General features: G+C 60.6%; 28 protein-coding genes. 10 read left to right on the top strand and 18 right to left on the bottom strand.

The genetic code is table 11. The annotated features are described in order from the left end of the window. Positions 1–91: 91 nt before the first annotated feature. Complete coding sequence (locus AC1RN6_RS19755) at positions 92–214, top strand: hypothetical protein (protein WP_276203021.1); 123 nt, start codon at positions 92–94, stop codon at positions 212–214. Positions 215–360: 146 nt separating this feature from the next. On the opposite strand, the gene AC1RN6_RS19760 is transcribed toward AC1RN6_RS19755, so the two are convergent. Both AC1RN6_RS19760 and AC1RN6_RS19765 read right to left on the bottom strand, forming a co-directional pair. Then, positions 361–1479 (bottom strand): PepSY-associated TM helix domain-containing protein, encoded by a 1119-nt coding sequence (locus tag AC1RN6_RS19760; RefSeq protein ID WP_493007129.1) that lies wholly within the window; start codon positions 1477–1479, stop codon positions 361–363. 66 nt (positions 1480–1545) lie between these two features. Beyond that, positions 1546–3705: a TonB-dependent siderophore receptor gene (locus tag AC1RN6_RS19765; RefSeq protein ID WP_493007130.1), complete on the bottom strand. Its 2160-nt coding sequence runs from the start codon at positions 3703–3705 to the stop codon at positions 1546–1548. A 326-nt stretch (positions 3706–4031) separates the two neighbouring features. Here AC1RN6_RS19765 and AC1RN6_RS19770 point away from each other — a divergent pair, with 326 nt between their 5' ends. From AC1RN6_RS19770 to AC1RN6_RS19780, 3 genes are all read left to right on the top strand, one after another. Then, entirely contained in the window at positions 4032–4820 is a 789-nt protein-coding gene (locus AC1RN6_RS19770) for an AraC family transcriptional regulator (protein ID WP_493007131.1), read from the top strand. Between the two features lie 224 nt (positions 4821–5044). Then, positions 5045–5422: a hypothetical protein gene (locus AC1RN6_RS19775; protein WP_493007132.1), complete on the top strand. Its 378-nt coding sequence runs from the start codon at positions 5045–5047 to the stop codon at positions 5420–5422. A 165-nt stretch (positions 5423–5587) separates the two neighbouring features. Continuing rightward, positions 5588–5956, top strand: a complete 369-nt coding sequence (locus AC1RN6_RS19780) for a VOC family protein (protein WP_493007133.1) — start codon at positions 5588–5590, stop codon at positions 5954–5956. A gap of 76 nt (positions 5957–6032) precedes the next feature. On the opposite strand, the gene AC1RN6_RS19785 is transcribed toward AC1RN6_RS19780, so the two are convergent. The 3 genes from AC1RN6_RS19785 to AC1RN6_RS19795 are packed head-to-tail and all read right to left on the bottom strand — an operon-like array spanning position 6033 to position 8273. Next, positions 6033–6680: a glutathione S-transferase family protein gene (locus tag AC1RN6_RS19785; protein ID WP_493007134.1), complete on the bottom strand. Its 648-nt coding sequence runs from the start codon at positions 6678–6680 to the stop codon at positions 6033–6035. Between the two features lie 60 nt (positions 6681–6740). Continuing rightward, complete coding sequence (locus AC1RN6_RS19790; RefSeq protein ID WP_493007135.1) at positions 6741–7487, bottom strand: SDR family NAD(P)-dependent oxidoreductase; 747 nt, start codon at positions 7485–7487, stop codon at positions 6741–6743. Between the two features lie 39 nt (positions 7488–7526). After that, positions 7527–8273: an SDR family NAD(P)-dependent oxidoreductase gene (locus AC1RN6_RS19795; RefSeq protein ID WP_493007136.1), complete on the bottom strand. Its 747-nt coding sequence runs from the start codon at positions 8271–8273 to the stop codon at positions 7527–7529. Between the two features lie 192 nt (positions 8274–8465). Here AC1RN6_RS19795 and AC1RN6_RS19800 point away from each other — a divergent pair, with 192 nt between their 5' ends. After that, positions 8466–9356: a LysR family transcriptional regulator gene (locus tag AC1RN6_RS19800; protein ID WP_493007137.1), complete on the top strand. Its 891-nt coding sequence runs from the start codon at positions 8466–8468 to the stop codon at positions 9354–9356. 102 nt (positions 9357–9458) lie between these two features. Here the strand turns inward: AC1RN6_RS19800 and AC1RN6_RS19805 are convergent, their stop codons facing one another. After that, positions 9459–9875: a VOC family protein gene (locus tag AC1RN6_RS19805; protein ID WP_493007138.1), complete on the bottom strand. Its 417-nt coding sequence runs from the start codon at positions 9873–9875 to the stop codon at positions 9459–9461. Between the two features lie 346 nt (positions 9876–10221). Here AC1RN6_RS19805 and AC1RN6_RS19810 point away from each other — a divergent pair, with 346 nt between their 5' ends. Further along, positions 10222–10719 (top strand): Csu type fimbrial protein, encoded by a 498-nt coding sequence (locus AC1RN6_RS19810; protein ID WP_493006541.1) that lies wholly within the window; start codon positions 10222–10224, stop codon positions 10717–10719. A gap of 84 nt (positions 10720–10803) precedes the next feature. On the opposite strand, the gene hutG is transcribed toward AC1RN6_RS19810, so the two are convergent. The 4 genes from hutG to AC1RN6_RS19830 all read right to left on the bottom strand — a co-directional run bounded on the left by hutG (position 10804) and on the right by AC1RN6_RS19830 (position 13749). Then, complete coding sequence (gene hutG / locus AC1RN6_RS19815) at positions 10804–11610, bottom strand: N-formylglutamate deformylase (RefSeq protein WP_493007139.1); 807 nt, start codon at positions 11608–11610, stop codon at positions 10804–10806. A gap of 92 nt (positions 11611–11702) precedes the next feature. Next, positions 11703–11993: a putative quinol monooxygenase gene (locus AC1RN6_RS19820; RefSeq protein WP_493007140.1), complete on the bottom strand. Its 291-nt coding sequence runs from the start codon at positions 11991–11993 to the stop codon at positions 11703–11705. Positions 11994–12131: 138 nt separating this feature from the next. After that, entirely contained in the window at positions 12132–12890 is a 759-nt protein-coding gene (locus AC1RN6_RS19825) for an SDR family oxidoreductase (RefSeq protein WP_493007141.1), read from the bottom strand. Positions 12891–12948: 58 nt separating this feature from the next. Beyond that, the gene (locus AC1RN6_RS19830) at positions 12949–13749 is read right to left on the bottom strand and encodes an SDR family NAD(P)-dependent oxidoreductase (RefSeq protein ID WP_493007142.1); all 801 of its coding nucleotides are present in this window, start codon (positions 13747–13749) and stop codon (positions 12949–12951) included. Positions 13750–13898: 149 nt separating this feature from the next. On the opposite strand from AC1RN6_RS19830, the gene AC1RN6_RS19835 reads away from it, so the two are divergent. Beyond that, on the top strand, positions 13899–14846 hold the full coding sequence (locus tag AC1RN6_RS19835) for a GlxA family transcriptional regulator (protein ID WP_493007143.1): 948 nt from the start codon (positions 13899–13901) through the stop codon (positions 14844–14846). Positions 14847–14884: 38 nt separating this feature from the next. On the opposite strand, the gene AC1RN6_RS19840 is transcribed toward AC1RN6_RS19835, so the two are convergent. Further along, positions 14885–15502, bottom strand: a complete 618-nt coding sequence (locus AC1RN6_RS19840; protein WP_493007144.1) for a DJ-1/PfpI family protein — start codon at positions 15500–15502, stop codon at positions 14885–14887. Between the two features lie 107 nt (positions 15503–15609). Between AC1RN6_RS19840 and AC1RN6_RS19845 the strand changes: the two genes are divergently transcribed. Continuing rightward, positions 15610–16944 (top strand): aminotransferase-like domain-containing protein, encoded by a 1335-nt coding sequence (locus AC1RN6_RS19845; RefSeq protein WP_493007145.1) that lies wholly within the window; start codon positions 15610–15612, stop codon positions 16942–16944. 53 nt (positions 16945–16997) lie between these two features. Here AC1RN6_RS19845 and AC1RN6_RS19850 read toward each other — a convergent pair whose 3' ends face one another. Beyond that, the gene (locus AC1RN6_RS19850) at positions 16998–17537 is read right to left on the bottom strand and encodes a carboxymuconolactone decarboxylase family protein (protein ID WP_493007147.1); all 540 of its coding nucleotides are present in this window, start codon (positions 17535–17537) and stop codon (positions 16998–17000) included. A gap of 114 nt (positions 17538–17651) precedes the next feature. Here AC1RN6_RS19850 and AC1RN6_RS19855 point away from each other — a divergent pair, with 114 nt between their 5' ends. After that, positions 17652–18647, top strand: coding sequence for a cupin domain-containing protein (locus tag AC1RN6_RS19855; RefSeq protein ID WP_493007149.1), 996 nt, complete (start codon positions 17652–17654; stop codon positions 18645–18647). A gap of 51 nt (positions 18648–18698) precedes the next feature. On the opposite strand, the gene AC1RN6_RS19860 is transcribed toward AC1RN6_RS19855, so the two are convergent. The 5 genes from AC1RN6_RS19860 to AC1RN6_RS19880 all read right to left on the bottom strand — a co-directional run bounded on the left by AC1RN6_RS19860 (position 18699) and on the right by AC1RN6_RS19880 (position 23231). Further along, positions 18699–19946 (bottom strand): type II toxin-antitoxin system HipA family toxin, encoded by a 1248-nt coding sequence (locus AC1RN6_RS19860; RefSeq protein ID WP_493007150.1) that lies wholly within the window; start codon positions 19944–19946, stop codon positions 18699–18701. Further along, complete coding sequence (locus tag AC1RN6_RS19865; protein WP_493007151.1) at positions 19933–20277, bottom strand: helix-turn-helix domain-containing protein; 345 nt, start codon at positions 20275–20277, stop codon at positions 19933–19935. Before AC1RN6_RS19865 ends, AC1RN6_RS19860 begins: the two co-directional genes overlap by 14 nt. Positions 20278–20522: 245 nt before the next feature. Continuing rightward, complete coding sequence (locus tag AC1RN6_RS19870) at positions 20523–21290, bottom strand: SDR family oxidoreductase (RefSeq protein ID WP_493007152.1); 768 nt, start codon at positions 21288–21290, stop codon at positions 20523–20525. 55 nt (positions 21291–21345) lie between these two features. Beyond that, entirely contained in the window at positions 21346–22320 is a 975-nt protein-coding gene (locus AC1RN6_RS19875) for a zinc-binding dehydrogenase (RefSeq protein ID WP_493007153.1), read from the bottom strand. Between the two features lie 44 nt (positions 22321–22364). Next, positions 22365–23231 (bottom strand): alpha/beta fold hydrolase, encoded by an 867-nt coding sequence (locus AC1RN6_RS19880; protein WP_493007369.1) that lies wholly within the window; start codon positions 23229–23231, stop codon positions 22365–22367. Between the two features lie 291 nt (positions 23232–23522). Here AC1RN6_RS19880 and AC1RN6_RS19885 point away from each other — a divergent pair, with 291 nt between their 5' ends. Continuing rightward, entirely contained in the window at positions 23523–24134 is a 612-nt protein-coding gene (locus AC1RN6_RS19885; RefSeq protein WP_493007154.1) for a CGNR zinc finger domain-containing protein, read from the top strand. Between the two features lie 79 nt (positions 24135–24213). Here AC1RN6_RS19885 and AC1RN6_RS19890 read toward each other — a convergent pair whose 3' ends face one another. Then, a complete protein-coding gene (locus tag AC1RN6_RS19890) occupies positions 24214–24879 on the bottom strand; it encodes a hypothetical protein (RefSeq protein ID WP_493007155.1) in 666 nt (221 codons plus the stop codon). Positions 24880–24882: the final 3 nt, after the last annotated feature.

Raw genomic sequence — 24882 nt, forward strand, 5'->3', positions numbered from 1 at the left:
CAAACAAGGCCTTGCGCCCGATTGAGATATACTGCCGCACGTTCAGCAGTCATGCTGTGGAAAAATTCTCTCAATCAACTAAAGGAATGTCATGCGCAAATTGCGTCGTATCAAGAACATGGAATCGACTTACCGTATCTTCTTTGACAAGCTGGTCAACAGCATGCTCGAAGAGCTGGGCCTGGAAATGGCCGAGCAAGAAGCCGGCAAGTAAATTGCGCAGCCTGGCGCAACGCCGGGTATCGCAGATGCTGTGGGCAGTCGGATGCCGCTGCCCACAAACCGCGTAGTTCCCCTCCCGCAATTTTCCCTTTTCTTTCTGTCAAGATTCTTCTGAACAAGAAGGAAGGAACGCGAGCGTCACTCAGCCTTGTTCGCCCGCATTCTCGCCAGCCACAGATAGATGCCGCTGCCCAGCACCACGATGGCGAGCACATCGAGCAGCGCCCAGATGATCTTTAGCGGCAAACCGCCGTAGTCGCCGAAATGCAAGGGCCGGGATAATTCCAGCGCCTTCAGGTACCACGGCAGACTGGCTGCCGACACTACGTTGCCGGTGACCGCATCAAGCAGCACCGGCGTGAACATGCGCGAGGTCAGCGGCGTGTTGCCGAGTGTCCAGAGGGTGTAATGCTGTGCGCTGCCAAAATGCGCATTCGGAAACACCACGCTGCTGATGCGCTTGTCCGGCAAGGCGCGACGCGCTGCGGCGACCATGACGTCGACGCTGACGGGAGCCTGAGCGGCACCGGCGGCAGCGGACTCTTTCGCCGCCAGGGCCAGCAGACGCGGCATCTCTTGCATGCTCCACAAGCCGAATAATGGCTTGGACAAGGTGTTGATGAAGCCGGTCGCGCCAACGGCTAACAACCAGACCAGCGCAGCGATACCGATCAGGTTATGCAGATCGAGCCAGCGCAAACGACTGGTGCGCTCAAAACGCACCGCGCCGAAATCGAGCTTGCGCATGTACGGCGCGTACAGCGCCACGCCCGAGACGATTGCAATCAGGAATAGCAAACCCACCACACTCAACAGCAAATCGCCGGGCAAGCCGATGAACAGGTTTTGATGGAGCTGCAGCATGACATGCATGAAGCCGTGCAAAGCGGGCGTCTCGCTCAGCAATGCGGCCGTACGCGTGTCGAAGATCAGAACATGCCCTGCTGCTGCCGGCGCATCGGCGGCAGTCGCCATGTTGAGCGACAGCCGTCTCGGCTCTTCCTTGTCCCACACCATGAAACGCAGGTACTGGCCCGGATAGCGCGCGTGCGCGGCGGCGACGATGCGGTCGAGACTGGTGTCGGGGGTGTTGTCGGCGACCGCCGAAATCGCCACCTCGGGATCGAAGAGCGCATCGATCTCGTCGCCGAAGATCAGCGGCAACCCGGTCAGGCACAGTATCAGCAAGAATACCGTGCAGGCCAGACTGCTCCATTTGTGCAGGCGGTACCAGACCGTCATGGAAAACGCCATCATGCCTCTCCCGAATAGGGCCCAGGCGGAGAACACGATAGCGTCACGCTCATACCGTCATCACCATTGTCACCATTGATAGCGCGCCGTCGCCAGCACGGTGCGCGTCGCGCCCCAGTAGCAGAAGAAGGCGTTGCTGCAATAGGCGACGTATTCCTTGTTGAAGAGGTTGGCGGCGTTGAGCGCAAACTTCCAATGCAGGTCGTAGTCGTAGTGAATCGCGGCATCGAACAAGGTGCGCGAAGCGACTTCCATCGTGTTGTCGGCAGTGCCGTAACTGCGGCCGACATAGCGCGCGCCGCCGGCGAAGCCCAGCTTGTCGAAGCTGCCGCCACGGATCGTGTAGTCGACCCATGCCGACGCCATCTGGCCCGGCTGGGCGACGGGACGCTTGCCGGCGGTGGCGGTATTGGACTTGGTGACGTCCTGGATCATCTTGGTCAGCGAGCCGACCACCTTGAGATTTTCGGTGACGTTGGCATGCGCTTCAAACTCGATGCCGCGCGAACGGACTTCACCGGTTTGCACCGCCAGCGTCGGCGACACGGGATCCGGCGTCAGAACGTTTTGCTGGCGCAGATCGTAGACCGCCAGCGTGAACAAGGCGTCGGTATTCTTCGGCTGGAACTTCACGCCTGCTTCGTATTGCTTGCCGGTCGTCGGTACGAAAGGCGATGCGCCGGGATTGCTGCCGATGGTCGGCTGGAAGGATTTGGCGTAGCTGACATAGGGCGCAAAGCCGGAGTCGAACAGATAGCTCAGGCCGCCGCGCCAGGTGAACGCGCTGTCGCTTTGGCGCGTGGTTGTGACGGTGGTGCCGGTGGCGGCGCGTTGCGCATCGTCGCTGGTAGTCCAGTCCTTGCGTCCGCCCAATGACAGCGACCAGTTGCCGAGCTTGACCTGGTCTTGCAGATAGGCGCCGACCTGGGTCAGGGAATAGTTCTCGATGGTGGTGATCGGCACTGTCGCCAGCGCACTGAAATTCGGATTGTAGATATCGATGCTGCCGGTCACCGCACCGCCGCGATTGACGCCGCTCAGGGTGCGTTGATAGTCGATGCCGGCCAGTGCAGTATGCGTCAGCGCGCCGGTTGTGAATTTGACTTCCGCCTGGTTGTCGACGGCGAAGTTGGTCAGATGCTCGCGGTTGATGTTGGACCAGATCGGCGCAGTGCGGCCGTTGCCGGCCAGCGGCCCGGTGATCGAAGTCTGGTAGTAGTCGATATCGTCGTGCAGGTAACGCACATTCTGACGCAAGGCAACAGCTTCGTTGAGACGGGTTTCGAAGAGGTATCCCAGCGTGCCCTGCGTGCGCTCGAAATGATCGCGGTCGGGATCGCCGAAATAGCGGCTTGGCGACAGTTGTCCGTTGGCGTTGCGAAGGATGGTGCCCGACGGCGGCACCGGATTGAAGAGACCGCCCGCAAGATCATGCTGCAAACTCGCCAGCACGGTGAAGGTGGTGTCGCGGCTCGGCTTGAAGGTAAACGACGGCGCGATGGCAAAGCGCTCTTCGCGCACGTTGTCGGTTTGCGTACCGGAGTAACGGCCCAGGCCGGTCACGCGATACAGCACCTTGCCGTCCGGATCGAGCGGACCGCCCATGTCGAAACCGACCTGATAGCGGTCATTGTTGCCGACCTGAAAATCGATGCGGTGGAAGGTTTCTTCGGTCGGGCGCTTGCTGACCATGTTGACCACGCCGGCCGGCGTCGCCTGGCCGTACAAAACCGATGCCGGACCGTGCAGCACTTCGACGCGGTCGAGGAAATAAGGATCGATGCGCGGCGTCACGAACCAGGTCGCGGTTTTGACCAGCTTGAGTCCGTCAAGGTAGGAGTCCAGATCGAAGCCGCGCGCCGACAACTGGTCGAAGCGCAGATCGTTGTCCTGAGAATACACGCCCGGCGTGTAACGCAGTACGGCGTCCAGTGTCTGCGCCGCTTGCGCATCCATCTGTTCGCGCGTGACGACGGAGATCGACTGCGGCGTTTCGACGATAGGCGTATCGGTCTTGGTGCCGGCCAGGCTGCGCTTGGCGACATAGCCGTTGCCCGGGCCAGTCGGAGAATCGTTGACGCGGTCGGCTGACACGGTCACCGCAGGCAAGGTCGCGCCGCTGCCGGACTCCGTCGTTTGCGTGTGGCCGGCGATGGGTGCGCCGAAGCACAATGCGAGCGCCGCGAGATGAATCTTGGAAAAGCCAAAAACCGGGTTCTGCCTGGACATACCTGTTCCCTATCAGTATTGATGTTGTTTTGACGACGATGCGGGAATGCTCATGCCTGGCTTGCTCCGGACAACACGATACACAATCGTCCGGCAACGGCAGAAGCTGCCATGTGCGGCAAATGAGGATCTGTACGAAAGGAGGCTGCGGCAGAAATCTGCGCATCGGTCGATGAGGAATTTTGGCGGCTGGCTATGTCTGCCTGTCTCGACAGCAAGATTCTATGCGGTACGTCTATTTTTTGTATTGCCAAAAAATTTCGTAAATCGGCCATAATTTGGCTAATTAAGACAATTTTTTCTTTATTTTTATTAAAGCAGCCAACATGGAAAACATCTGGCGCAGCACCTACGGTTCCGGTTACCGGCGCATGCCACGGCCGGTCGTCGTGCGAGCATACGATTATAAGGACGGCGACCGGGAAATCTGGCACAGCCACGAACAGGCGCAGCTGATCTATGCCACCGGCGGCGTGGTGCGCGTGCTGACGCCGGCGGGCAGCTGGCTGCTGCCGCCGTCGCGCGCCATGTGGCTGGTGCCGGGCGTCGACCATGAATTGCATGCGGTCGGTTCGGTCACCTTGCGCAGCGTCTACTTCGAACCGGAAACCGTTTCCTGGCTCGGCAGGCAATGCAGCATGATCGAGGTGTCCGGATTGCTGCATGAACTGATCCTCGGAATGCTGGCCGATCCGCTGGAATATGCGCCCGACAGCAGCGCCGCGCTGATCGTACCGCTGCTGCTGAAGACCCTCTCCACTGCAGTTGTGGTGCAAGGCGGCCTGCTGCCGCTGCCGGCCGACGCCCGCCTGCGGCAGATCTGTGAAAAGCTGATGCACGAACCCGGCAACAACAATACGCTGGAAGTCTGGGGCGAACAGTTCGGCCTGAGCACGCGCACGCTGGCCCGGCATTTCCGCGACGAAACCGGACTCAGCTTCGGCCAATGGCGTCAGCAGATGCGCATCAGCGAAGCCGTCTATCGCCTGATCCTGAAAGAACCGCTGCCTGCCGTCGCCGAAGCCCTCGGCTACGCTTCGCAGTCGGCATTCATCACCATGTTCAGGAAGTCCATGGGGACCACGCCGCAGCGTTACCTCTCGGCCTTTTCCTGATCGCACGGCAGCCGTGCGGTATATCCAGCCCTACATATTGTGGCGCGTTTCCTCACACGCATTATCGACATCCGCCGATAGGCGCGGGAGCGTGTTGCGCGCAGGATAAGCAATCGCCACGGAGCCTTCGGTCCAATCCGCGAGCGAGTTTGTCGGCAACGCGGCAACGCCGTACGCAGACAATCATGAGCAACATCCATGACCGTACTTCGAGGAGAATCACAATGTCAAATCAAGACAACAAGCAACAACGCGACAACCAGCAGCAGCAAGCGCAAGCTGGTCAATCCAATCAGGCAGGCCAGCAAAAGCCGGCACAGCAAGATCAGGGATCGCAAGGCAAGAATCAGCAACAAGGCGGATCTGATCAAGGCACACGCAACCAGCAGGATCAGAAGAATTCCGGCTCCGGCCAGCAGCAAGGCGGCGCGTTCAAGGATTCCAGCATTACCCAGGGCGGCGGACGCCAGCACGCACAAGCGGAAGAGCAACGCAACGCCGGCGGCGCCGCACAAAAGCAGCAGGATCAGCAAAATCGCGGTCAGAACCAACAGGCCGGCGGCAACGATCAAAAGTCCAATCCAGGATCGAAGCCGCTCTGATATGCCGATGCGCTGACGCCATCATCCTGAGATACATTAAGGCCGCCATCTTGCCGATGGCGGCTTTTTTGTGGCGCCGGCCCGACCGAAATTACCGCTGAAAAAAATAGCTTTCCTTGTTAGAGTGGCGATCCGGTAGATTTCAACTACCTCGTCAGGAGCGCCATGTCGGCCATACTCAACACCATCCTTATCTACGCGAAAAATCCCTCCGTCACGGCCGCGTTCTACAGCAAGTTTTTTGACTTCGAGACCACCGGCGAAATGCTGGAAGGACTTATCGAATTGCACTCCCCCGACGCCGGCGCAAGTATCCTGATCCATCAGGCCGCCAAGACCGTGAAGCTCGGCCAGGTCGGCGTGAAACTCATGTTCAGCGTGCGTGACGTCGACAGCTTCAAGCAGCAGAGCGCACAGCGCGGCCTGGTTTTTGGCAGCACGCATCAAGCCAACGGCTATGCATTCGCCAACGCCAAGGACCCGGACGGCAATCCGGTCGCCATCTCCAGCCGTGCTTATCGCGACACCGCCTGATTTACTTAAGCGCAATGACGCAATAAAAAACGGCCTTCGACGAAGGCCGTTTCTGATTTTTCCACCACGTCGCTGCCTATGCCCTGGCGCTCGGACGTGCCGCGACGATGTCATACCAGCGCTGGAGCGCCGCGTGGTTTTCCGGAATCGGCAACTTCGCCCCGCCGGTGGCAAAGTCAACCGTCGCCAGCGCCGTAATATCCGCCGCCGAGAACGCTTCACCCGCAATGAATGGCGACGCTTCAAGCCGCGTGTTCATGTCGGCATAGAAGTTCTTGATGCGCAGCAGGCTGCGTTCGGCCAGCGCCGGAATCTGCTCGTAGAGATGCGGGCCGGACAAGGCTCGGCCTTTCAGACCCGGTACGGTATTGCGCACCGCTTCCATCACCGCGGCGAAGCCGTCCAGTTCGACGCGGCGTTCCCACATGGCGATCACGCCCTGCTCCTTCGCGCTGGTACCCAGCAAAGGATTGGCCGGGTGAATTGATTCCAGATAGCGCCAGATTGCCGGTACTTCGGCGATGGTGGCGCCGTCTTCCAGCACCAGTGCAGGGACTTGCAGGCGTGGATTGATAGCGCGATAGGCGTCCGAGAATTGCTCCTTCACACCCAGATCGACGGGGACGACGGTGACTTGCATGTCCTTCTCGGCGAGGAACATGCGCACCCGGCGCGAATTGGGCGAGCCGGACGATTGATACAGCTTGAGAGTGTTGCTGGTCATGATGAAACTCCTGAATGATGAATTATTGGTAGCGTGCTTTGTTACACGGGTGTGCGTGGCTTACAGCTTGGAGCCGCCATCGACGCGCAAGGTATCGCCGGTGATCCAGCGCGCCTGGTCCGATGCCAGGAAGGCGATGGCGGCGCCGATGTCGTCCGGCTGCGCCACGCGCTTGAGCGCCTGCATGCCGAGCGTGAAGTCGCGCCCTGCTTCGGTCTTGGCGAAATTGGACATGTCGGTCGGCACCACACCCGGCGCGACGGCATTGACGCGGATGCCGCGTTCGCCCAGCTCGGCGGCGAAATGCCTGACCAGCGTGTCGATCGCACCCTTGGTGGCGGCATAGGCAGACAAGGTGCCGACCGATGCATGCGCCGCCAGCGATGACAACAGAATGATGCTGCTGCCCGTGCACAATGCCGGCAGCAATTGCTGCACCAGGAAAAACGGTGCGCGCACATTGACCGCGAACAACTTGTCGAAATCTTCGACCGTGGTGTCCTGGATCGATGCCGCGTTGGCGACGCCGGCGTTGGCCACCAGCACGTCCAGCCGTCCGCCGATGATGGCGCGCACGCGCTGGGCCAGTTGATGCGGACCGTCGGGCTGGCTCAGGTCGGCGGCGACCTTTTCCGCCTTACCGCCTGTGCGGCGGATTTCGTCAACCACGCCTGAGGCTTCCTGCTCGCCGCTGCTGTAGTGCACCAGCACCTGAGCGCCGGCTTTTGCCAACGCCAGTGCGCTGGCGCGCCCGATACCGCGTGAGGCGCCGGTGACGAGCGCGGTCTTTCCTGCGAGTGTGTTCATGATGCGAACTCCTGAACGGTGAAATTGTTGTTGAGTAGATCAGCCGGCGGTCTTGCCGCCGTCCACCGTGACGATCTGACCGGTCACGAATGCCGCGCCTGCCGACGCCAGATACAACACGGCAGCAGCGATGTCCGCAGGCTTGCCGACGCGACCGAGCGGGACGCGGCCAGCCAGCGCGGCCTTGTTCTCAGGCGTTCCGGTAAAGCGGTCCAGCATGCCGGTGTCGGTCGGTCCGGGGGCGACCGCATTGACGCGCACGCCGCTGGCGGCGACTTCCAGCGCCGCCGACTTGGTCATGCCTTCGACTGCATGCTTGCTGCCGGCGTATACCGACGCGTAGGCGGCGCCTTCGTGTCCATAGGTGGATGAAATGTTGATGACGCTGCCGCTCTTTTGTGCAGTCATGACGCGCAGCTCGTGCTTCATGCTCAGCAGCGTGCCCAGCACATTGGTGTCGAACGTGGCGGCGTAGCTATCGGCGGTCTGGTCCACGATCGGGCCGGGCTGGCCTTCGGTGCCGGCGTTGTTGACGGCGACATCGATCTGCCCGAAACGCGCTACGGCCTTGTCGACCAGAGCACGCACTTCGTCGTCGAGACGCACGTCGGCGCGGATGAACAGTGCTTCGCCGCCGAACTGGCGCAGCTCCGCTTCGAGCGCCTTGCCTTCCGCTTCGCGGCGGCCGGAGACAACCAGATGAGCGCCATGTTTTGCAAACGCCAGCGCGGTTGCGCGGCCGATACCGGTGAGCGCACCGGTGATGAGGACAACAGGATGAGCCATGATGAAATTCCTTTAAGGTATGTTTTTTAAACATGGGACGACGATCCCATGACATCGGCAGGCATCTGGGTCAATCCCGAAATGCGGCGCCACAGGAAGGAATATAAGAACTTATGGCAGAATGAAAAAAGACTTTATAAGCTGGTAGGCATGCCTCAAAAGCATGGCATGAGAAAAAACAGGAACATAAAAATGGAACTGCGCCATCTTCGTTACTTCATCGCCGTGGCCGAAACCGGCAGCCTGACCGTCGCAGCCGAGCAGCGCCTGCATACGTCGCAGCCGTCCCTGAGCCGGCAGATCCGCGATCTGGAAGAGCAAGTCGGCGCCGAGCTGTTCAGCCGCAGTGCGCGCGGTGTGGAACTCACGACGGCGGGCAAGGCCTTTCTCGATCACGCCCGGCTGGCGCTGACGCAGGTCGATGCGGCCATCGAAGCGGCGCGGCGCGCAGCGCAACCGGCCAAGCAAAGATTTGCACTGGGATTTTTGACCGGGCAAGAGATGAACTGGCTGCCCAGGGCGATGAGCATCTTGCGCGAGGAATTGCCTAACGTGGACGTCACGGTCTCCAGCGATTATTCGCCGGATCTGGCGGAGGCCCTGGCGCGCGGCAAGCTTGATCTCGCCTTCCTGCGCGCAGAGCCGGGCTTTGATCTTGCGTATCACGCGGTCAGCCGCGAGCCGCTGGTGGTGCTCATGCCGAGCGACCACCACCTCGCTGCGCGCGCGAGCATTCGGGCGCAAGATCTGATCGGAGAAAAATTCATCGCGATGGCGAACAAAGCCAAGGTGCTGCGCGCGGCCATTGACGACTATCTGCAGCGCGAGGGGGTCACTATTTTGGCGGCACAGAGCGTCGACAATCCGGCCATGGTGATGTCGCTGGTGGCATCGACGCGCGGCGTCACGCTGATTCCCTCATATGTGGAAAACCTGATGCCATGGTCGGTGGTCAGCCGCCCGCTGGCCGGCACGCCGCCGACCGTCGAGCTATGCGTGGGCTACAGCAAGGCGAACGCCTCGCCGATGTTGAAGCTGTTTGTTTCCCGGCTCAGCCAGTTGGCCGATCAGGCTGCGATCTGAAACGCCGGTCAACCGCGCTCACGCTCAGTCACGCTCAGTCACGCTCAGTCACGCTCAGTCACGCTCAGTCACGCCCAATGATGCAATGACCGCAACGCGGATTTATTTGTCGTAGACCTGAGCCAGATCGGCAAACCCCTTCACCTCAATCGGGTTGCCCGATGGGTCGCTGAAGAACATGGTTGCCTGCTCGCCCGCTTCGCCCGCAAAGCGGATGCTGGGCGGAATGACGAATTGCACTTTTTCGCTTGCCGACAGCGCGTCGGCAAGCTTGCGCCAGTCATCCATCTGCAGGATGACGCCCAGATGCGGCATCGGCACCATGTGCGAACCGACCTTGCCGGTGTTCGTCACTTCAAACGGCTTGCCCAGATGCAGTGACAGCTGGTGTCCGAAGAAATCGATATCGACCCAGGTATCCGTACTGCGCCCTTCTTCGCAACCGAGCAACTTGCAGTAGAAGTCGCGGGCGATATCCAGATCGTGGACGTGATAGGCGAGATGGAAGAGTGATTTCATGGGAATCCTTGATGTGAAACATGGGTTTTCGTGCAAGGGCGTTTGCGACTTTGCCTCGACAAGCCGTGCCAACGCGTTGGTACGTAACGATACCGGATTTGGCGCAACATGGCTTTCAGCGACAGGCAATGAGAAGACGCTCCCGCTGGCGTTCCCCCGCCTCTGTTTCTCCGTATCAATACCCCTCAGGAATTCCCCGATGAAATTGGCAAGCGATTAAGGTTTCCCCCGATATCTGCGGCTATGCCTGAAAAGTAAAGTTCACCTGTGCCCGGCGAATTCGAAATTCTTGTAATGGGACAAGAACGAAACGCCAACAACCGCCAAGAAATCAGGAGAAAATGCCATGTTCACCATCAAGAAAAATCGTGTCATCTGCGCCACCCTCGCTGCCGCCATGCTGGTTTCCGGCGCTCCGGTTTTCGCTGCAACTGCAACGGGCACGCTGGTCGTCACCGCGACCGTACTGGCTTCCTGCACCGTCGTCGGCTCCACCATCGCCTTCGGCAACTACACCAGCTCGCAAGTCGACCAGACCGGCAACATCGCCGTACTGTGCACCAACGGCACTTCGTACACCATCGGCCTGGATGCAGGCGCCGGCACCGGCGCTACCACCAGCGTGCGCAAGCTGACCGGTTCCCTGGGCGGCACGCTGAACTACGCGCTGTATCGCGATTCCGGCCGTACCAACAACTGGGGTTCGACCATCGGCACCGATACCCAGGCAGGCACCGGCAACGGCCTGATCCAGAACCTGACCGTCTACGGCCGCATCGCCAGCGCACAGACTCCACTGGCCGGCGTCTATACGGACACCGTGACGGTTACGCTGACTTACTGATTCGGTTTCACAGCAAGCAAAAAGCCCGGCATCTGCCGGGCTTTTTTCATTGTGGGACGAGGCTGGGGAACAAGCTGCGCTGCATCAGGGCCGCGGCAACGCCTGCAACGCCGCCTCCATGATGGTGCGGATCACCGGTGCGGACTCTTGCGCCAGGTCGGGCCGATAGCCGAAGGGTGGCGTTTCGTCCATGTAAGTCGACTGGCACATTTCCAATTGCACTGCGTGGATGTCGTCTTGCGGCTGCCCGTAATGACGCGTGATGTAACCGCCTTTGAAGCGGCCGTTCACCACCGAGGTAAAGCGCTGACCGACGGCGACGGAGGCTGCATGCCCAACGGCGTCTTGCACCGCGGGCGCGCAGCTGCGTCCTTCATTGGTGCCTAAATTGAAATCGGGCAGCTTGCCGTCAAACAGACGCGGCAGACGGCTCGCGATGGAATGTGCATCCCACAGCAACACCGCACCGTGCAGCGCGCGCAGTCGCGCGAGTTCCGCCTGCAACTGGTCGTGGTAGGGACGCCAGTATGTCGACAGACGTCCGGCGATTTCTTCTTTTGTGGGGGCCTGACCGTCCTGATAGATCGATTCGCCGGGAAAGGTCTCGGTCGGGCAAAGCGATGTGGTCGCTTGTCCGGGATACAGACTCTCGTCACCGGGCGGACGATTGAGGTCGATTACATAGCGCGAATGCGTCGCCTGCAGGATAGTCGCGCCCATCGATCTGGCGAAATCATAAAGCTGCGCCAGATGCCAGTCGGTGTCCGCCAGCAGATTGGCGGCCGGCGTCAGGCGATTGGCGATCCCGTCGGGGATGTGGGTGCCCATGTGGGGAATGGAAATGAGCAGGGGCTGCTCTCCCCGTGTGAGATTGAAAAAATCGACTGCCATTGCTGCTCCGTTCATCATTCAATCAATATGCAACGACGACGCTCGTGCCTGCCGAACACGACAGGCAAAGCGAATCTTGCCATGCTGGCGCGTCAGCTCACCGGAATCAGTTTGCTGATCTGCAGGTCGGCGCGGTCCTTCAAAGCGCCGCCGAGGGTTGCCAATGCCGCACCGCGTCCATGCGCTTCCAGATCCGCCATGCTGCTCCAGCGTTCAATCATGATCAGCCGGTTCGGCTCATCCATATCTTCGTGCAACACATATTGTTCACAGCCCGGTTCCAGGCGCACCGCGGCAACAGCTGTGCGCAGCGCGTCGATGACCGCCTGGCGATGGCCGGGATGCGCAGTGATGGTGGCGACGACGGCAATGGGTTGAGTCATTTTGGTTTCCTTGCGTGGTGAATACGTCCGGCCATTGTCGCTGATATTGCGATCCGGAGTATCCGGACGCGATTTGTTTCAGTTTCAACGAGAAATGAAAAATCGCCGCCCTCAACAGGCGGCGACGTCCGTTCCCGATCAGACCGGAATCGGATTGTCGATCAGCGACAGGTTGAAGCCGTTGAACAGCGCATGTTCGCCCGGCCCCGGATTGGCGCGCAGCGGACGCACCGCTTCGACGATCACTTCTTCGGCGTCGCTCTCCAGCGCGGCCATGGTTTCGGCGATGAAGGCATCCAGCGGCATGGCGCGAGGATCGCCGCTCTTTTTGATCAGATCGGTGTCGACCCATGGCGGCGCGATTTCCTGCACGCGCACCGTGGTGTCGCGCAGCATGAAGCGCTGCGACATCGCATACGAATGCAACGCCGCCTTGGAGGCGGAATACACCGCCGTCGCCGCCAGCGGAATGAAGGCCAGCACCGACGTGTTGTGAATGATGGTCGAACGCGGCTGGCGCTTGAGCTGCTCGATCAGGGCGGAAGTCAGGCGAATCGGGCCAAGCAGGTTGGTATCGAGAATGCTGCGCGACACCGTGTCGTCGATCTGGCCGCCGGCATTGTCGAACGGCATGATGCCCGCATTGTTGATCAGCACGTTCAGAGCGGGATAGCTGGCTATCAGCGTCTTTGCTGCGGCATCGATGCTGGCCGGGTCGGCGATGTCGATCTCGATGGCGGCCATGCCTGGGTTGGCGGCGACGACTTCATCCAGCAATGCCTTGCGGCGTCCGCCGATGATGACGGTGTTGCCGCGAGCGTGCAGGGCTTCAGCCAGGGCGCGGCCGATGCCGGAAGTGCCGCCGGTGATGAAGATGGTGTTATCGGTAAGTTTCATGATGGGTCTTTCTTGAATTGAGCAGGAAAATTGAGTAAATAAGCGGCCGGATCGGAGATCACTTCGCGGCAAGGTAACGCGGAGCGACGGCCTTGTTCGACAAGCGGGGGAGCATCACCTGGCGAGCGGCTTCATACGCTTCCCACTCGCCGGCATCTTGCAGCGATGGAATCGTGATCAGCTCGCCGCGATCGAAGCCGACCAGGGCCGCGTCGACCATGTTGTCGGCCGTCATGACGATGTTCGGATCGAGGTTTTCCACCGGCAATCCGCCGATGTCCCAGAATTCGGTCGCCGTAGCGCCGGGCAATACGGCTTGTACTTGCACGCCTTGTGCGGCCAGCTCGTGATGCAGCGACTGGGTGAAGGCGTAGACGAAGGCCTTGCTGCCGCCATAGACGCCGTTGAGAATTTCCGGTGCGATGCCGACGATGGAGGCGATGTTGATGATCCGGCCCTTGCCGCGCGCCACGAAACCCGGTACGGCAGCGTAAGTCAGGCGGGTCAGTGCAGTGACGTTGAGGTCGATGAGCTGCGTCATCTTGTCGACGTCGCTCGACAGCAGCGGCGTGTGGGTGCCGATGCCGGCGTTGTTGACCAGCAAGGTGATGCTGGCGTCGCTGCGCAGCTTGGCTTCGACCTGCGCCAGCGAGGACTTGTCGTTGAGGTCGGCAGCCAGCACTTCGACGGTGCGGCGGGTTTCGGTGGTAATGCGGTCGGCCAGTGCGTTGAGGCGATCACGGTTGCGGGCGACCAGAATCAGGTCGTAGCCGCGTTTGGCCAGGCGGTCGGCGTAGATGGCGCCGATGCCGGAAGAGGCGCCGGTGATAAGGGCAGTACCTTGGTGTGCTTGGGTCATGATGTTGCTCCTGCGTTGTCTGTTGGGAAAACCGGTCAAGTCCGGATGTGCAAATGCATGGACGAATCATAGGAGTACTTGACGATGTCTCAAATGACGTTTATGGTCATGTTTTAGGACACTGGCATAAAACCGGACAAGGAATAGACATGCATCGCATCGGATACCTGCTTCAGGACGGATTTCAGATCATGGCGGTGGCGACCCAGGCGGTATTCGAGTACGCCAATATGGTTGCCGGGGAGCAGTTCTATGAGGTCAGGAATTTTTCTCTTGCCGGCAAGGAAGTGCGCTCGTCCCTGGGTCTGAGCATTGCGACCCAGGTGCCGACGGCGCGCACCCAGGTGGATACCTGGATTGTCAGCGGCGTCGGCGATCCGGTGAGTTCGCCGGCGTCGGCGCAGGAACGGACTTTTCTGAGGAAAGCGGCGACGCGCGCGCGCCGTGTCGCGGCCATCTGCACCGGCGGCTTCGTGCTGGCGGAATCAGGTCTGCTGGAAGGACGGCGCGCCACCACCCACTGGTATTTTGCGCGCGAGATGCAGAAGCGCTTTCCGGATATTCAGGTGGAAGACGACAGGATCTACATCGTCGACGGCCCGATCTGGACGTCAGCCGGCATGACGGCGGGTCTGGATCTGGCGCTGGCCATGGTGGAAAAGGATCTGGGCAGCGACGCCATGCGCTCCGTCGCGCACAAGCTGGTGATGTATCAGCGCCGCTCCGGCGGACAGTCGCAGCATTCTGAAATTCTGGATCTGTCGCCGAAGTCGGACCGCATTCAGAACGCCCTGAACTATGCGCGCGAGAATCTGAGCAAGGAACTGACCGTCGATGAACTGGCGGAATCGGTCAACCTGAGTCCGCGCCAGTTCAGCCGCGTGTTCACAGAAGAAACCGGGCAATCACCGGCCAAAGCCATCGAAGGACTGCGCCTGGAAGCGGCGCGCCTGATGATCGAGCAAAGCCGGCATCCGCTGGAAGTGATCGCCAGAGAGACCGGCTTCCGCGACCGGCGTCATATGCGGGAAGTGTTCATGCGCGGATTCGGCGTGCCGCCGCAGGCGATCCGGCGCGATGTGCGCGAGGCCAGATAGCAGGAACGGCTGAGCACGCTTGCTTGCCTGACACTGTCTCACGCTGCTGCCGTTGCCTCCGGCATGAACTGCGCAATGTTCTTCATCATGCGCGCAACGTATTCCTCTTTCTCGCCCACCGGCGCGACATAGTGGATGGCGCTTTGTGCAGCATCGATTCCTTCCAGGCGCGCGATCACCCATGCGGCCAGATAGCTTGACGCGAGGCAGCCGCCCGCGGTGGCGAGATTGCCTCTGGCAAAAAAGGGCTGATTCAATACTTCCACACCCGCCTCCTGCACCCACGGTTTAGTCGTGAGATCAGTGCACGCCGGCACCTTGTCAAGCAAGCCAAGCTTTGCCAGCACCAGCGTGCCGGAGCATTGCGCTCCCAGCAGCTGCCGCGACGGGTCCAGCTGCAAACGCGACATGATCTCTTCATCCGCCACCACTTCCCGGGTTTTGATGCCGCTGCCGACGATGACTGCGTCGGCGTGTCCGGCCTCTTCCAGCGTGATGTGGGCGTTGATCTCCAGACCGTTCATGGAACGCAATTGCTGAGTCGGCCCGGCAATCGACACGCGCCAGTCCGGTTTCCTGATGCGGTTGAGAATGCCGAAGGCGATGAGCGAATCGAGTTCGTTGAAACCGTCGAAAGTCAGAATGCTGATGTACATGGCGTGGTTTTTCCTGTTCAAGTCCGGTGGCGATGAGGCATCATAGGACCGGCAATCAGTACAATCAAATTATTGTCATGGATACATAAGGCATCAGGAATCACGCTATGGCCCACGCCCGATACAAACAGCTGGTCGATCTCCTTGCCGCCGACATCCGCAGCGGAGCGCTCAAGCCCGGCACGCGCCTGCCTACGCACCGGCAACTCGCCGCGCAGGAGGGATTCGCGCTGGTGACGGCGACGCGGGTCTATGCCGAGCTGGAAGCGATGGGCCTGGTCAGCGGCGAGACCGGCCGCGGCACCTTTGTCAGGGAAACCGCCCTGCCGCCGGATCAGGGTGTCGACCTGCACGCGGTCGCCGCCGACGTGGTCGATCTCAATTTCAACTACCCTTCCCTGCCCGAACAAACCCGACTGCTGAGCAACGCCCTGCGCCAACTGGCGTCCTCCGGCGATCTGGAAGCCCTGCTGCGCTACCAGCCCCATGCCGGCCGGCCCCACGAACGCGCCACGGTAGCGCACCATCTGCTGTCACGCGGCCTGTCCGTCACAGCCGATCAGGTGCTCATCGTCAGCGGCGCGCAGCATGGCCTGGCGGCGACCGCGATGGCCTTGCTGAACCCCGGCGATGTGGTGGCGACGGATGCGCTGACCTATTCGGGATTCAAGGTGCTCGCGGAAAACCAGCGGCTGGAGCTGGCGGCCATCCCCCTGTCGGAAGAAGGACCTGATCTGGATGCGCTGGAAAAACTGTGCAAGAAGCGCCGCGTACGCGCGGTGTACACCATGCCGACCTTGCACAATCCGATGGGCTGGGTAATGAAACTGGAGCAGCGCAAGAAGCTGGTGGCGATCGCCCGTCAATACGGACTGCTGATCATCGAAGATGCTGCCTACGCCTTCCTCGCGGAAAATCCGCCGCCGCCCCTCGCCGCACTGGCGCCGGACATCACGGTCTATGTTTCGGGACTGTCGAAGAGCGTCGCCACCGGCCTGCGCGTCGGATTCGTCGCCGCGCCTGCGCCATGGGTGCCGAAGATAGAACGCGCGATCCGCGCCACCACCTGGAACACGCCCGGCGTCATGACCGGCATCGCCTGCGGATGGATAGCAGACGGCACCGTCGCGCGCCTGGAAGCAGAGAAACGCGCCGATGCGAAAAGCAGGCAGACGATAGCCCGCAAAACGCTCAGGGGACTGCACACCGTCTCGCACCCGGCATCCTATTTCCTGTGGCTGCCGTTGCCGGAGGAAGTCCGCGCCGATCAGGTCGCCATGGCGCTGCTGCACGAGAACGTCTCGGTCTCGACCGCCGAGCCGTTTGCGATTGGCGAGCAGGTGCCGCATGCGATCCGGCTGGCGCTCGGCTCCGTGGCGCCGGAGGCGCTGCAGACGGCGTTGAAAACGGTGCGCAAGGTCGTCGACGATTATTTGTATTGATTCGTATTGAAGTCCGGGCCGGCCGGTTGCTGCCGGCCCGGGCGAGCTTTCAATTACTTCACCGGTGGAAAATCGACATCGGTGTCGTTGATGCGGTTGAAAGTGTTGGTGAAAATCGTCAGCGCGATGGTCAGCGAAATGTCAGCCAGTTGCGTGTCGGTGTAACCGGCGGCGCGGATGGCCTCGAACTCGTTGTTGCTGATGGTGCCGCTGGTCTTTTGCAGCACCAGCACGAAATGGATCAGCGCATCGCGCTTGCTTTCGCCGGTCGGCTGGCCGGCGCGGATGGCGCGCAAGACGTCCGCCGACAGGCCGGTCATCTTGCCCAGCATGTGGTGCGCGGCGACGCAGTAATCGCAGCCGGTCTGCTCGCTGACCAGCAGCTTGATGGTTTCGAGATCTTGCTTGCTCAGGCTGCCGGATGCCAGCGCGCCCTCGGCGTTGAGCACTGCGGTCAACGAAGCCGGGGCCAGGTGGCCGAGCGTGGCGAACAGGTTGGGAACGCTGCCGCCGGCGATCTTGCGGATCTGAGCGTAGACGTCTGCAGTGGCGCCGGTGGCGGATGCGAGTGCGGGGATAGTGATGCGGCTCATGGTGTGACTCCTTTTGATGTGGTGGTTAGGAGCCTCTACTTTAAGCAGCGCAGATGATCTTGTTAAGACTGATAAATACCAATAAAATGCTCAAAAGGATCAAACAAAGATAGCATGTCCACCAACTCCGACTGGCTGAGCCAACTGCTGGAAATGATCACCGTAACCGGTCGGCTTGAGATCCGCTGCGCCTACGGCGCGCCCTGGCGCGTGGTCTACGAACAATCGCCGGCCCGCGAGATTCCCTACCATATCGTGCTCGGCGGACGCGCAATCCTGGAAGACCCGGACGACCGCAGCACCCGCGAACTGCTCGCCGGCGACATCGTGCTGCTGCCGCACGGCTCGGCCCACTTTCTGCATGACGGCAGCGGACGCGCGCCGGCGCCGGTGGACAATCGCGCCGGCGCGAGTTTTGTCGTCAGTGAAAACGCCCGTAGCGGCGAGCGCCTGGACATGTTGTGCGGCCGCTTCGTGATCGCCCCGCCGCATGACCGTTTCATCCACGACTATCTGCCGACAAAGCTGGTCGCGCGGTCGGCGGACGGCCAGGCAGGCGATACGCCGGCGGAGCCCGGCGCCGAATCGTCCGCCGCCCACCTGAACAACCTGGTGCGCCTGATGCGCGCCGAGTCCGGCAGCGACAGGCTGGGCGGCCACGCGATGCTCAACACATTGTCGGCGGCGTTGTTCACGCTGGTCATCCGCACCGCCAGTGAATCGGAACAGGCGCCGACCGGTCTGTTGGCGCTGGCCGGACATCCACGTCTGGCGCCCGCGATTGCCGCCATGTTCGGCGACCCGGCGCGACCGTGGACGCTGCCGGAACTGGCCGGCTTGTGCAGCATGTCGCGCGCCACTTTCATGCGCCATTTCCAGGACAAGCTGGGACGCTCGGCGAACGATTTTCTGAAGGATATCCGCATGGGACTGGCTGCCAATGAACTGAAGCGGTCGGCGCTATCGGTCGAGACGGTGGCGGAACTGGTGGGATATCAGTCGGTTTCGGCGTTTCACCGCGTGTTCACGCAATGGATGAAGATGACGCCGGCGCAATGGCGATCCACTGCGGATTCGCACGACGCATTAGCCGACACCCAAGAAAAATAACAGGGAAACGGAGCGGACATCTGCAACGCTGTCGCCTCCATCTGAAACCTGTTACACGGCTTCGTCCCGCAGCTTTTTCAATCCAAGCCGGATTCGCCCGCTGAAAAAATCCCCGATGGATTTCGCATACTCCGACAGTGCACTCTGATGCGCCTGTTCGATGCTGTCCAGGAATGCATCCAACACCGTTGCCGCATCCTCGGATGTCAGCCCGAATCGCTGAGCGTCCGCAAGGACCGCTGTGCGGGAAATATCGCAGGTTCCCAGCGAAGTTTGCATGGCCAGCGTTTCCGGATCGAAGTCCCAGTTCGGCACCACATCGAAGGCCGGCGACAGGCACCAGCGGCTCAAGGCCGGATCGTAGATGGCGGCATGATTGCGGGGATGATCGTCATCGTTTCCGAGAACGGCGTTGAATACCATGCGCAAGAACAGTTCTTGCCGATCGTCCCCCGCGCCGATGCGCAGCAACTCTTCTGCAAGCCGCGGGTAACTCCATTCGGATTTGCTCTGGGCGCCGGGGAATTCGGTTGCAAGCATGCTGGCGCCGCTGATGGCCATGAGACGCCGGTCGCCGCGACGATCAAAGCGTTTGATGCGGATCACGCTATGCGACGAATTGCCGACGTACTGATGTACCGTCTCGGCGAAATTCAAACCGACCTTGCGCCCCAATTCCGCAGCGACGTGCTCCAGCAGCGGCACGTCGGCTGTATCGGTCGGTATCCGGGGTTTGATCAGCCAGAAGTCGTGATCATCCTGCACCACGCCCTTGGGACGCGCGCCGCCCAGGCTGGGCGCAACCAGCATCTTGCGGATACGTTGTCTGATCGGTGGCAGCTGCGCCGCCATTGCTTCCAGCTCGGCGACGAGCTCGGCCAGGCTGTCCAGACGCGGACTGTTCAGATTGGCTACGGATGGACTCCGGGACGTACCGACTGCCAGGGCTCCCCATCTGTCGGCGTTGCCGGCATGGATCAGATATTGGCAAGGATGCGCGGAATCCGCGAGCCCTTTTTCCCTCCTGATGATGGCCTGGCCCCATGAATCGGGACTGGCGTCGCGCAGCACGTCATGCAAACCGCGATAGCGGGGGGCGGGGATGTCGGCATGCATGCGGAACGGTAAATTAACCGGATCAATGCTCCAACTCAGGCCGGCATCGGCATAGCTGGGGGCGTAGCGAAAAACGCCCTCGGTCTCTCTTTGGAGCGAATAGCGTCCTACGGTTACCCACGCGCCGTCGTCCGGACGCTGCAGGTAGATATAAAGAAGCGTCGGACGATCAGAAGTAATCACTGGCGGTTTCCTTGGCGGACCGGCGCGCGCGCATCATCGTCTTTCCATCGTGGCGTACCGGCGCTTTTATCGGATCGCGAGGCACAGGGGCCAGATCAGGCAGACAACCCAGGACGCTGAGCACGGCCATATAAGCGCCGGCGGCCGCGCCCGGATCGCCATGTTCAAGACGACGCAAGGTGCTCCCTGATACCTGAGCGCGTTGCGAAAGATTGGCCGCCGTCAGACGCTGCTCCAGACGCGCCGCCTTGATGTAACGCCCCCACAGGGCCGTGCGTTCGGCGACCAGCGTCGGGTATTTCGTTTCGTCGGCCATGAGCTTTTTGGGCATACGAATCCTCTATAGATAACTGATTATCTCATTTAATTATTCATCTATGAATTTATTTGTAAATATATATGTTTATAGATGGCTTATTAAATGACTTAATACGTTATCTATGATGAATTCTTGTAAATGCCATGGAGACTCTCAAGAGGATGTGATCAAGTATTTTCAGACTTTGCTCCGGTTGCAGACAGACCAAAGCCCCGGGCTTCCGGGGCTTTGGCGATGTCTGGCGTAGCTGAAGTTTGTTACATCGACTTGATTTCACCGCCATCCATGCGGATCGCCGAGCCCGTCATCCACTTCGCGGCCGGCGACACCAGGAAGGCCATCAGCTCGCCGATTTCTTCCGGCTGGCCGTAGCGGCCGATGTCGGCCGCTGCCAGGAATTTGGACTGAGCCTGTTCCACCGACATGCCGTTTGCAGCCGACCATTTGGCGAGGAAGGATTCGCGCCGGCCCGTCATGACCGGTCCCGGCAGGACGCTGTTGACCTGCACGCCGTCGTGGATGCCGCGTTCCGAAAACGCTTTCGCCAGCGACACGATGGCGGCGTTGATGGCGGCCACGGCGGCGAACGCCGCTTTCGGCATCGCGGCGGAATTGCCGGAGGTGATCACCACCGATCCCTGCGTCGCCTTCAGCGCTTCCCACGCGCGTATCGTCAGGCGGCGGGCGCCGTGGAATTTGAGCGACATGCCGGCGTCCCATTGTTCGTCCGTCATCTGGAACAGGTCGATCTGCGGCACATCGCCGGCGATATTGACCAGCGCGTCGAGACGGCCGAAGGTTTCCAGCGTGCGGTTTACCACAATGTCGGCGGCGCCTGGGGCGCTCAGGTCGATGTCGATGATGAGCGCCTGCGCTCCGGCCTTTTCAACCTCTTCGGCGGTGTCGGCCAGCTTGCCGGCGTTTCTGGCGACCAGCGCCACGCCGCCGAAATCCCGCGCCAGACGGATCGCCGTCGCGCGGCCTATGCCCTGGCTTGCGCCGGTGACGATTGCAATCTTTTTCATGTTTTGTCCTTGATAGGTAAGTTGATTATTCGAATCTGATTGGCTGCGGCAGCGTTCAGTCGACCACGACCACCATCTTGCCGTTGGCCTGATTCGCTTCCATGGCGCGATGCGCTTCATGGATTTCGCTGAAGCGGAACACGCGCGACGGCTTCGCCTTGTAGCGACCTTGCTCGACGTCACGCGCGATGTCCTGCAGCGGCACGTCCGACAGCGGAAATTGCGGATTTCCAAACACGAAGCTGCCGAAGAAGCTGAAGTGCACGCCGCTCGGCATCTGCAGCAGCGGATTGAAATCCGGCACCGGCGCGAGTCCGCCGAGGAACCCCGCCAGGCAAACCCGTCCGCCGCGACGCACGATCGCCAGCGAATCGAGCAGCACGCTGTTGCCGACCAGGTCCAGCACGGCGTCGACCTGCTCTGCTTCCCTGAGCCGCACCGACAACGACGGCCCCTCCTGTTCAACGCGCATGACGCCGAGCTCTTCCAGCATGGCGAAGCGCTGCTTGCTGCGCGTGGTGGCGATGACGCGCGCGCCGGCGTTGACCGCCATGTTCACCGCGGCCTGGCCGAACGACGAGGTGGCGCCGCGGATGAGCAAGGTCTGGCCGCGCCTGATGTCGAGGTTGCGGAACAGACAGGTCCACGCCGTGGCGTAGGACTCGGGAAGCGCAGCCAGGTCTGCCCACGGCAGCGCCGATTCGATGGCGACGACGTTTTCGACGCGGGCGCGGGTGTATTCCGCATAGCTGCCGTTGACGGTACGACCAAGACCGCCCATCAGCGCCGCCACTTTTTGCCCCGGCTTGAATTCGCCGCCCGGGCAAGACTTGACGATGCCGACGCATTCGATGCCGCTGACCGGCGCCGACTCGGCCCACTCGCCGCGGCGCATGTGCATTTCCGCGTGGTTGATGCCGAAAGCCTTGACCTGAATGACAACCTGGCCGTGTTGCGGTTCGGGCTCGGGCAACTCCTGATATGCCAGACCTTCGACCGGACCATATTCTTTGATGACGATTGCTCGCATGACGAGACTCCTGATGACAGTTGATAACAGTTGATGAAAGAGGTTTATGTCGCGGCCGGGCTTATCAGAAAGGCGCGGATTTCCACGGCGATTTCGGCCGCATGCGTTTCCAGCGCGAAGTGGCCGGTTTCGTAGAACACCACCCGGGCCTTGGGAAGGTCGCGCTTGAACGCCTCGGCGCCGGCCGGCAAGAAGAACGGATCGTTGCGTCCCCATATCGCCAGCAGCGGCGGCTGATGCGCACGGAAATAGGCCTGAAATGCCGGATACAGCGCCACGTTGCCGGCGTAGTCGAGGAACAGATCGAGCTGGACTTCATGCGCGCCGGGACGCGTCATGTAAAAGTCGTCTAGCGAATAGCCGTCGGGAGAAACCGCCTCGGCGTCATCCACGCCGTGCGTGTATTGCCACAAGGTGGTCTCGGGTTTGAGCAGCTGGCGCAGTGCGTCACGGTTGGCCTGATCCGGCGTCTGCCAATAGGCGCGGATCGGATTCCAGCCCTCGCTCAGTCCTTCCAGATAGGCGTTGCCGTTTTGCGTCACGATCGCCGTGACCCGCTCGGGATGCGCCATGGCCAGCCGCAGGCCGACCGGCGAACCGTAGTCGAACACGTAGACGCCGAAGCGCTTCAGCCCGATCACCTCGGTGAAGCGCGCGATAACTTTGGCCAGGTTGTCGAAGGTGTAGGCGAACTTGTCTCGCGGCAGTAATGCGGTCTGGCCGAATCCAGGCAGGTCTGGCGCAATCAGATGGAAACGATCCGCCAGCAGCGGAATCAGGTTGCGGAACATGTGGCTGCTGCTGGGAAAACCGTGCAGCAGCAGCAAAGTCGGATTGCGGGGATTGCCCGCCTCACGATAGAAAACCTCCAGGCCATCTACGGCGACCTTCTTGTGGCGAATAAGATGCATGAGCTCCATGAATGGCTCCTTGAATTGGATGAAGAATTAAATAACCTGTTAAATTGCGATTTAAAGGTTATCTTTTGATTTATAACCTGTCAAATTATTTTTTAACGGTTATTTCATCAAAATCATCAAAAAGACCAAATTTACTGTTTTATGCCGATCATATGGCTTCCATCAGGAAGACTTGAAAACCCTGCCTGGCCTTCACAATCGCTTTGTTGAATGAACAGTAACTTCTAATAATCAACCAATTAAGTTATTATTTGTCCATACCAAGTCTGAAAGGATGCCGAAATGGATCAACAACTTCCCCCTCCGATGTTTCTCGCCGACGCGGTCGGACTGGATTTCCTGAATTCGGTGGCGACGCCGGTCGATACGCCTGTCGAATGGCTAGGCTCAGGCAAGGATTTTTTGAACTGGCTGGCCGCAGCGAAGCTGGTTCCGCAAACGGTGCTGGCAGAGTTTGAACACGGTGCAGGCCCCGGAGAATTGGATGCGATTGCCGCGCAGGCGCGAGGACTGAGAGAGTGGTTCCGCAGCTTCGTCGTGCGGCACAAAGGACAGCCGCTGCCTGACAACGTCGTGTCGGAGTTGGAGCCCCTCAACCGTTTACTGGCGCGCGATGAAAGCTTTGATCAGATCTTCGCAGGCGATGCCGGCAAGAGCGTCATCAGGAAAAGAGAGCGCCGCTGGCGTTCGCCGGAGTCATTGCTCCTGCCGTTGGCGGAAGCGATGGCGAGTGTGGTCTGCGATGAGAGTTTCACCTACGTGAAGGCGTGCGAGGGTCCGGCCTGCACGCTGCTGTTTGTGGACAAAACCAAGGGACACGCCCGCCGTTGGTGCAGCATGGCGGTATGCGGAAACCGCGCGAAGCAGGCGGCGCACCGGTCGCGCAAGGCGTAGCCCGGCATTGAAATAATTTCTTAAGACAAGAAAATCCACATGGAGACCATGTGGATTGAAGTTTCAAGGTACGACGGAGTCAGCGTTTCACATAGGTAAAAATCAGGTCGTAGCGCTCGAACGTCGCTTCCGGAATGACGAGACTGGCGGCGCTGGCAGAGACGGATTGCTCCAGCGTGACATCATCCAGCGTTTCGATCGCCAGCATGCCGGAGTAAATTCCCTCGCCGCCGCGGCGCATGGATTTTTCTTTGGTGGCGATCTGCGTGCCGTCGGCGGAGACTTCCATCAGATAGGTGTTGACGACGCGGTCTTGTGCGGCAATGTGCGCCAGTCCTTGCGGCGAGGCGTCGTTTTTCAGGCCGGCGGGAAGGGCGTCGTCGAATCTGGCCACCGCCAGACGGCTGCCGAATGCGCTGGCGCTCCCTGCCCACTTCACGATGGTCCCGCCGCCGCGGCGAAATTTCTGCAACATCGGCATGATGCGCTGGGTCCATGCCGTCGGTTGATTCAGACGAGCCTGATAGTCGAGGCTTCCCATGATTTCGGCATGGGCCAGCTCGTACAGGATCAGGTACTCCGACGGAGAACTCCCTCTTCGGTGGAAAACGCGTCCCGAGCTGAAGCCCGGAATGCCGACGCGTTCAAATACGTGCTCTCTCGTCAGCCAGTGCAGATAATCGGTCTCGACTTCCGCTGCCACGGTGCTCCAGATGGCTAGCAGACCGGTTTCATTTGCGGTCATATT

Source organism: Herbaspirillum sp. GW822-FHT03A08, from assembly GCF_058801885.1.